This window comes from Aeromonas sp. QDB11 (assembly GCF_027705265.1).
Taxonomy (GTDB): domain Bacteria; phylum Pseudomonadota; class Gammaproteobacteria; order Enterobacterales; family Aeromonadaceae; genus Aeromonas; species Aeromonas allosaccharophila.
The window spans coordinates 56,724-64,184 of the sequence record NZ_JAPDBM010000021.1 but is presented as its reverse complement, the minus strand read 5'-3'; the positions used below and the strand labels follow the sequence as shown (position 1 = coordinate 64,184).

Below are 7,461 nucleotides of genomic sequence, written 5' to 3'. Positions count from 1 at the left end.
CAGGCAAGGGGCAACAGTGGATCAAGGGATGATCGTCTCACTTTTTCCTGTCAATGCCATCTGGGTGAACAGTTACCATCAGACGGCTTTGCCAGTCTGGAAGCGGCCAGGGAGTGGGTGCGCGACTTTATGGCCTGGTATAACGAAGAGCACCGGCATAGCCGTATCCGCTTCGTCACACCCAACGAGCGGCATCGGGGTGACGATAAAGCCCTGCTGGCGAAACGGGATGCTGTGTACCAGGCCGCCCGAGCACAACACCCAGCGAGGTGGAGTGGCAAGACGCGAGACTGGACACCTATCGGTGCCGTGATGCTAAATCCGGAGCGGCCCGAGAAACCCGAGCCGGAGCAGAAAGAGGCTGCTTAAAACAGCTTTGCGCGACAACTATCTTGAAAAACGCCGGGTGGGCAATACTACTATTAACTCCCCGCATAACACTGTAGTCACGAAAACCAACGCACACTAAAAATGCCACGCGTTGGCTGTCCATCTTGAAGCATTCGTTATATTTATCTCTGAATCTTTGGCTTTATTGGTGCTTGTGATTTTACTGCACCACCGTTGCAGGTTACGACTGTTCTTTTTGGTTCATCTTTTACGTTGTCATTGAACTTTTCACGTTGCTGAAGCAATGCTTTCGGTTTCTGAGGGTTCGTAACTCGTAAATTTGATTTCTTAGCAGCCTCATTCGCTTCTTGGTTCTTATAAGGAGTCAACTTCAATTTTACTTTATGCATTTGTGAAGCATTGGTCTCTGCCCCTAGCTCAAATACAACAAATTTAGCTCCAGCTTTACCTTTAGCATTTAGCCCGAAACTTACCTCTAATTCAACTTCATCCATGGTGAAGAAGGGAGAGTCACTTTCAGATGCATCCATCAACTCCTTTTTAACATCGTCAATAAAATCTTTAAGACTTATGTTTCCCTTCACTTGGCTCTCCTAATCTGAATAAAAATATAACGCCAGCCTCAGCGTGTTGAGTGGAGCACGCAACGCGTGCGTAACGTACCTGAACAGCGCATACAATGAGCGAAACGAATGCGCTGATTCAGGGCAATCCGCAGCAGGCACTTGGTAGCATTATTCGGGTTTTGATGGCGACTTATCTTTCCATTCTGATTTAAATGCATCGTAGCTGTTTTTTGCATGATCAATTACAGCTCCGGCCTTTTCGGAGCTAAGTGCTTTACCATTGTTTTTACATATTTCAATTGCAAGCATACCGATAATATACGTCTGGACTCCAGCTGTAGCTGCCCCAAGTGCGGACAAAGCAGCCAATGCCCAGACACTACCAGTGCCCCAAGAAAGAAGTTTTGCCCCTTCAATAAAAAGATTTCTACCGACTACGTTCAAGGAACCAGTAATGCCTAGTGATGAAATTACAGTTGCCGCATCAATTTTGATGCCCATTTTACTTGCGACGTGGGCAATCATTACCCCATTTTGCGCCATGATTGCAGCTGAAGCTGCAGGCACAGGTACTGCTCCAGTACCACTCGCGGCCAATGTGTAATAGGCGATCACTTCTTTTGCATCTGCAATTTTTTGGTTCATTTGTATATCCTTTTTTTGATAAAGAAAATCTAGGACACCCACCAATTTGGGTAATCACTCTGGAAACAAGTCGTAAGCATCTCGTATGTTGCGCTCAAAATCGTAGGTTGGTGCTGAACGAAGTGAAGCCCAACGTTTACCGCGAAACGTATCTGCAAATCTTTTTACCGAACGACCCAACCCATGTGTATCTCGCTCAGGTTGGCGTAATAATGCTCGTTTGTTGGGCTTCGGTGTGTTCTGCACCAACCGACAAAAACCACGCTACCGCCCCTGAATTCCAGCCTCCAGCTTGCTGCTTTTTACCTGCGTTTTGGCACTGGTTTGGCTCATGGCTGACTCCGACAAGAGGTTGCCAAGTGGCTATGTTACCGAACGGGGCTTGGGTGAAAAGCGCAAGCGGGCGGTTTTCTGAGCAAGATCAATAAATTAATAAATAACGGACGACGATATAACCGCTCAACAGTGGCGGCCATCAGAGCTGGGGAAAATCGGACGGTGAAAGCGGGAGTGTCGCCCTCTGGTTGGCGGACATTAAAAAACCCTATGGGCCTGCTGGCCCATAGGGTTTTTCTGCGGTGATTGTTTGTGTAGTGGTTATCTGGCTTGGCGTACCGGCACGGCGCGGGTGGTCGCCACTTCGTAGCGGCTTTGGCTCGCCGGGGCGGTTTTCTGGAACTGGCGTACCAGCCGGTCGAGATCGCTCAACTGGTTTACCAGCTGGGTGATGCCGTGCACGGCGTGTTGGCTGCCGACGCTGGAGTCATCGGCCAGGGTCTTGATGCTGAGTACGTTGCGGTTGATCTCGGCGGTGACGTGGAATTGCTCCTGCACCGCCTGGGCAATCTGGCCGCTGCCGGAGGCCACCTGCTGCAGCATGTTGTTGATCTGCTGGGGTATGGTGCCGGTCGCCGAGGCTTTCTGCTGGCAGCTCTCGGAGAGTTGGCAGCCCTTCTCCATCGCCTGCTCAGCATACCCTGCGCTGGTTTGCAGCTCGGAGATCATCTTCTGGATCTCGCTGGTCGAGGATTGGGTCTTGATGGCGAGCGAGCGGATCTCGTCGGCCACCACCGAGAAGCCGCGACCCGCTTCGCCAGCCCGGGCCGCTTCGATGGCGGCGTTGAGGGCCAGCAGGTTGGTCTGGTTGGCGATGTTGTTGATCACATCAAGGATGCCGTCGATATCGCGGCAGTGGCCGACCAGCGCGCTGATGACGACCTTGGAGGTGGTCAGCTCGCTGTTCATGCCCGCCACGGCAGCCACGGTTTCGGCCACGCTGTGGTTGCCGCTCTTGAACAGATCGGCGGTCTTGTCCAGCAGGCTGGAGGATTCGCTGGAGCTCTGCGAAACCTCGCGAATGGATTCCGACATCTCGGTCACGGCGGTCGCCACCTGATTGGTTTCGGCCTGCTGCTGTTGCAGGTTGTCGGTGATGGACTCGGCGTTGCGCAGATCCCCCTCGGCGGCCTGCAGGATCCTGCTGCAGGTCTGCTGGGTGCGGGCCAGCACGGCGTTGAACTCGGCCTGATTCATTACCATCGAGAGTTCAATGGCGGCGATGTTGTCCACCTTGTTGGTGTAGAGCAGCTGCATCAGCGGGTTGTCAAAGCGGCTGCGGGCCATCTTGTTGAGCTTGCCGAGACGGCGGGAGAGGGCATTCAGGGTGATGGCCGCTATCGCCAGCGGCAGGGCAGCCAGCGCCAGCTGCCAGTTCATATCGTGGTTGTAACCCAGCGCCAACATGGCGATCAGGCTCAGCAGCAGGCAGAGGTTGATGGTCAGGGCATGGGAGAAGGTGGGCAGCTTGAGCGCCAGCGGCAGCTTGTCGTTGCGAAGGTCGGCATAGACCTTCTCGGCCCGCTGTTTGATCTCTTCGCTCGGGGCGGTGCGCACCGACTGATACTCCACCACCCGGCCGCTGGCATCCTTGATGGGGGTGACAAAGGCACTGACCCAGTAGTGATCGCCACTCTTGCAGCGATTTTTCACCGGCCCCATCCAGCTTTTGTCTTCGCGAATATGGTTCCACAGATCGGCAAAGGCCTGTTTCGGCATGTCAGGATGGCGCACCAGATTGTGGTGTTCCCCCACCAGCTCGTCGAGCGAGAAGCCTGCTATGTCGCAGAACTCATCGTTGGCATAGGTGATGCGGCTCTCCAGATCCGTGGTGGAGATCAGGCTCTGGTGGTCTGGATAGAGGCGTTCTCTTTGGGTTACCGGTTGATTCATTCTCATGGCCATGCTTCCGAGCTGTGGTGGTTGAAAATTGAGCTGCATCAAGCTTCAAAGCAAAGGGCGGGCCATCAATCACGTTAAGTGATTTTTGTGTCAATAAAGGGGCGCAGCCACTGAATGTGGCGCTGCTGTCGTTGCAATGTGCAAAAAACGAGCGGCAAGGGGCGAGGGGATCTGCATTTTGCACCTCACTTTGCTGAGTGAGGTGCAGTGATCGGGATCTGTGGAGCCTTGGTGGGGGTGTTTCCCCATCGCCTATCAGGGAGCGGCGTCAGGGGCGGGCGGTGTGGTCTCGCTGACCTGATGCTGTACCTCGATCTGGATCCCCTGCACCAGCACGGTTTTCAGATCCTGCAGGTACTCCTCCAGCGGCGACTCTTGCAGCAGCTGGGCGAGCTCGTTGCCCACCGGGGTGAGCCGGTAGTAGAGCAGGGTGATATTGTGCTGCTTGCACTGCAGCCGCCAGCGCTGGTTGCCGAACTCCAGCTCGACCCCGTCGGCGGGCAGCGGGCCGGATTCCAGCTCCGCGCGGTGCAGCAGCCCCAGTTCAAACAGTTGCAGCAGGGCGTTGTAGGGCAACCGGTATTTGCCAAGGCCGAGGCGCGTCGCCTTGGCGCGGCTCAGCAAACTGGCCCCCTTGTGCAGCCCCAGCAGCAGCCGTTGCTCATCGCTGCCCGCATAGTGGCAGGTGAGGGCGCAGACTCGCTGGAACAACATGGCTTCGCGCTGGGTCATCTCCTTGAGGGTGGAGAGCGCCCGGATGGAGAAGCGGCCCGGCGTGGCGACCTCGATGGCGAAGATGCGGCCCCACAGCTGCTGCATCGGCACCATGCTGATATCTTCCGCCAGTTGCAGGAAGCGGGTCAGCCAGTCGCTGTCCATCTCCCCGCCAGCCGCCGTCTCTTCGCAGTGGCGGGAGGCCATCACCATGATGGCTTCCAGATTGCGCTGGCGGGCGGCCTGATCCGCCAGATGGCGAAAGGTGGCGCGCTGTTCGAAGGTGCTGTCGCTGTTGCGGGTGAGCATGCCGTCGATGCCGCGACTGCGGGCCAGACGCAGGGTCTGCTCCTGGCTGCTCAGGATCGAACTCTCTTTCTTGGGGGGGGGCAGATCGGCCATGCTGGCTCCATTTGCACAGGTTCTGGGCTGAATGTTACTCCAACCGGGATGCCAAGATAACAAAGCGGCCTCCGTGGAGGCCGCTTTTTTTGCAACGGGAGGATTACTCCTCGTAGACGCTCACCTCGACCGCTTCCATCGAGTAGGAGGCGGTGGCCATCTCGTGGCTGGAGCTGACCGTGCGCATCTTGCCCTTGACCCAGATGGCATCCCACAGATCATCCACCGGCGCACCCTTGGGGTAGCTCACATAGATCACCTGATTGGTGGGGGGGGGCGGCACATGGATGCAGGCGCCGAAGTAGGGCACCAGCAGGAAGGCGGTGATCTTCTTGGCATCCCCTTCCAGCGGCACCACGAAGCCCGGAATCCGCACATCCTGGTTGTCCAGCTTCTTGTTTACCCCGCCCACCGGTTGCGGCACGGAGGCGAGATCCCCATCGTGGCTCACCTGCGGGGGTGGCAGCAGTTTTTCCCCTTCTGGGATCAGCACATCCCAGTCGATGGTCTTGTAATCGGCGGCCAGGGCGGGCAGCACCAGCAGGCTGGCGAGCAGCGCCACTATTTTCCACTTCATTATCTGTCCTTCTGTTTCTATTTAGGGCGTCTCGCTAGACGCGAATGCTCATGCCATCGCTCAGGCTGTAACGGTAAGCGCGGGCGGCAGGGAGCAGGCCAATCACCATGCCCGCCAGCCACACCACCCCCAGCAATTGCCACTCGTAGGCGCTCGGCAGCCCCAAGCTTAATTGCAGGCCATAGTGGCTGAGCAGCCAGGGCGAGGCAAGCCCCTGCCCGAGATAGAGCACGGCGACCCCGAGGGCGATGCCGACCGTGGTCAGCGCCATGGCCTCCAGCGCCAGCAGCAGGAACAGGTGGGCAGGGCCCGCGCCGAGGGATCGCAAGATGGCGAGCTCCCGGCGCCGCTCGTTAAGCCCCGCCAGCAGGGTCGTCAGCATGCCGATAAGGCCCGCCACCACCACGAAACCGGCGATGACCGAGAGGGCGGTTTCCGCCACGCTCATCAGGCTCCACAGCTCCTGCAGGGCGGCCCCCGGCAGGATCGCCATCAGCGGCTCTTTGGGATATGTGTTGACGCTGCGTTGCAGCTGGAACGCCAGGATCCGGTTGCTCAGCCCCACCATAAAGGCGGTGATGGTTTTCGGGGTGAGATCCTGCGCCAGCGCCTGCTCCGGCGTCACGTTTTTGCTGTGACGGCCGGTGTCCCAGCCCAGATGGATCGCCTCAATTCCCGCCAGCGGCACATGGATGGTGCGATCGATGGGGGTGCCGGTCGGTGCCAGGATTCCCACCACCTTGAACGGCAGATTGTCGTGCTGGCTAAACGAAGTATTGCCAGCGCCGTGGGCGATGACGATGGCTTGATCGAGCCGATAGCCCAGCTTTTCCGCCACCTGAGCGCCAAGTACCGCTTCAAACGGCGTCTCGAACGGCCGCCCCTCCCGCAGTTGCAGCGACTGCTGCTGACCGTACTTCAGGTGGGTGAAGTAGTCGCCATTGGTGCCGAGCACCCGAAATCCCTTGTGGGAGTCACCAAGCGAAAGCGGGATGGTCCAGGCGACGCCGGGTTTCTGCTTGATGGCCTGATAGGAGTCCCACCCCACGTTGTTGGTGGGGTTACCGATGCGAAACACCGAGTAGAGCAGCAGGTTCACCTGACCGGAGCGGGCGCCAACGATGAGATCGGTGCCCGAGACGGTGTTGGAGAAGCTTTCACGGGCCTGGGTGCGCACCCGCTCCACCCCGAGCAGCAGGGTAACGCTGATGGCAACGGCCAACAGGGTGAGCCCGGCGGTGAGGCTGCGGGCCCAGAGGCTTTGCAGGGCTAGCTTTAGCATGATGCCCTCCGGTTGAGCTGTTGCAGGTTTTCGACCCGCGGGAATAGGGGTTCCAGGTAAGGGTCGTGGCTGACGAAGATCAGGGTCGAGCCCTGCTTGTCGCACTCCTCGAACAACAGCTTGATAAAGGCTGCCCGATTGTCGGTATCGAGGGCCGAGGTGGGCTCGTCGGCGATCACCAGCGGTGGTGAGCCGATCAGCGCCCGTGCTGCGGCAACCCGCTGCTGCTGGCCGATGCTGAGGGCGTGCACGGGACGATGCAGCGCCTCGTCCGGCAGTTGCAGCTCCGCCAGCAGACGGCGCGCCTCCTGCTCCGGACTCCCTTGCAGGCGAGCCCGTTTGGCGGGCGAAAAGGTGAGGGCAGCGGTGACGTTGTCCTGCACCGAGAGAAAGGGCAGCAGATTGAACTGCTGGAAGATATAACCCAGATTGGCCGCCCGGAAGTGGTCACGGGCACGGCCAGAGAGCCGGGCCAATGGTTGGCCCAGCACCTCCAGGGTGCCGTGGTTGGCGGTCTGGATCCCGGCCAGCAACCCGAGCAGGGTCGATTTGCCGGAGCCCGACGGGCCCTTGATAAAGACCCGCTCACCTTCGCGGAGGGTGAGGGCGGGCAGATCGAGTACAGCGTCGCCACCTGGCCAGGAAAAGGCCAGATCGCGGATCTCAACCACGGCTTTTTTCATGGC

At 58.4% G+C, this 7,461-nt stretch carries 7 protein-coding genes and 1 pseudogene; 1 reads left to right on the top strand and 7 read right to left on the bottom strand.

Annotation, left to right across the window (positions count from 1 at the left end):
• Positions 1-369 (top strand): annotated as a pseudogene (locus OKC40_RS09450) (hypothetical protein); the annotation flags it as partial.
• 143 nt (positions 370-512) lie between these two features.
• Here OKC40_RS09450 and OKC40_RS09445 read toward each other — a convergent pair.
• From OKC40_RS09445 to OKC40_RS09415, 7 genes are all read right to left on the bottom strand, one after another.
• The gene (locus OKC40_RS09445) at positions 513-935 is read right to left on the bottom strand and encodes a trypco2 family protein (protein WP_182938233.1); all 423 of its coding nucleotides are present in this window, start codon (positions 933-935) and stop codon (positions 513-515) included.
• A 150-nt stretch (positions 936-1,085) separates the two neighbouring features.
• Positions 1,086-1,562: a hypothetical protein gene (locus tag OKC40_RS09440; RefSeq protein WP_182938232.1), complete on the bottom strand. Its 477-nt coding sequence runs from the start codon at positions 1,560-1,562 to the stop codon at positions 1,086-1,088.
• Positions 1,563-2,159: 597 nt separating this feature from the next.
• Positions 2,160-3,797 carry a methyl-accepting chemotaxis protein gene (locus OKC40_RS09435; protein WP_182938231.1) on the bottom strand — a complete coding sequence of 546 codons (1,638 nt, stop codon included), beginning with the start codon at positions 3,795-3,797 and terminating at the stop codon, positions 2,160-2,162.
• A gap of 258 nt (positions 3,798-4,055) precedes the next feature.
• A complete protein-coding gene (locus OKC40_RS09430; RefSeq protein WP_182938230.1) occupies positions 4,056-4,916 on the bottom strand; it encodes a TIGR03899 family protein in 861 nt (286 codons plus the stop codon).
• Positions 4,917-5,019: 103 nt separating this feature from the next.
• A complete protein-coding gene (locus tag OKC40_RS09425) occupies positions 5,020-5,493 on the bottom strand; it encodes a DUF3299 domain-containing protein (protein ID WP_075112451.1) in 474 nt (157 codons plus the stop codon).
• Positions 5,494-5,527: 34 nt separating this feature from the next.
• Positions 5,528-6,775, bottom strand: a complete 1,248-nt coding sequence (locus OKC40_RS09420; protein WP_270794938.1) for an ABC transporter permease — start codon at positions 6,773-6,775, stop codon at positions 5,528-5,530.
• Entirely contained in the window at positions 6,769-7,458 is a 690-nt protein-coding gene (locus OKC40_RS09415) for an ABC transporter ATP-binding protein (protein ID WP_182938227.1), read from the bottom strand. Before OKC40_RS09415 ends, OKC40_RS09420 begins: the two co-directional genes overlap by 7 nt.
• Positions 7,459-7,461 lie beyond the last annotated feature (3 nt).

Coding starts and splice junctions, on each gene's coding strand:
- OKC40_RS09440 (WP_182938232.1), bottom strand. CDS start 1,562: ATGAACCAAAAAATTGCAGATGCAAAAGAAGTGATCGCCTATTACACA.
- OKC40_RS09435 (WP_182938231.1), bottom strand. CDS start 3,797: ATGAGAATGAATCAACCGGTAACCCAAAGAGAACGCCTCTATCCAGAC.
- OKC40_RS09430 (WP_182938230.1), bottom strand. CDS start 4,916: ATGGCCGATCTGCCCCCCCCCAAGAAAGAGAGTTCGATCCTGAGCAGC.
- OKC40_RS09425 (WP_075112451.1), bottom strand. CDS start 5,493: ATGAAGTGGAAAATAGTGGCGCTGCTCGCCAGCCTGCTGGTGCTGCCC.
- OKC40_RS09420 (WP_270794938.1), bottom strand. CDS start 6,775: ATGCTAAAGCTAGCCCTGCAAAGCCTCTGGGCCCGCAGCCTCACCGCC.
- OKC40_RS09415 (WP_182938227.1), bottom strand. CDS start 7,458: ATGAAAAAAGCCGTGGTTGAGATCCGCGATCTGGCCTTTTCCTGGCCA.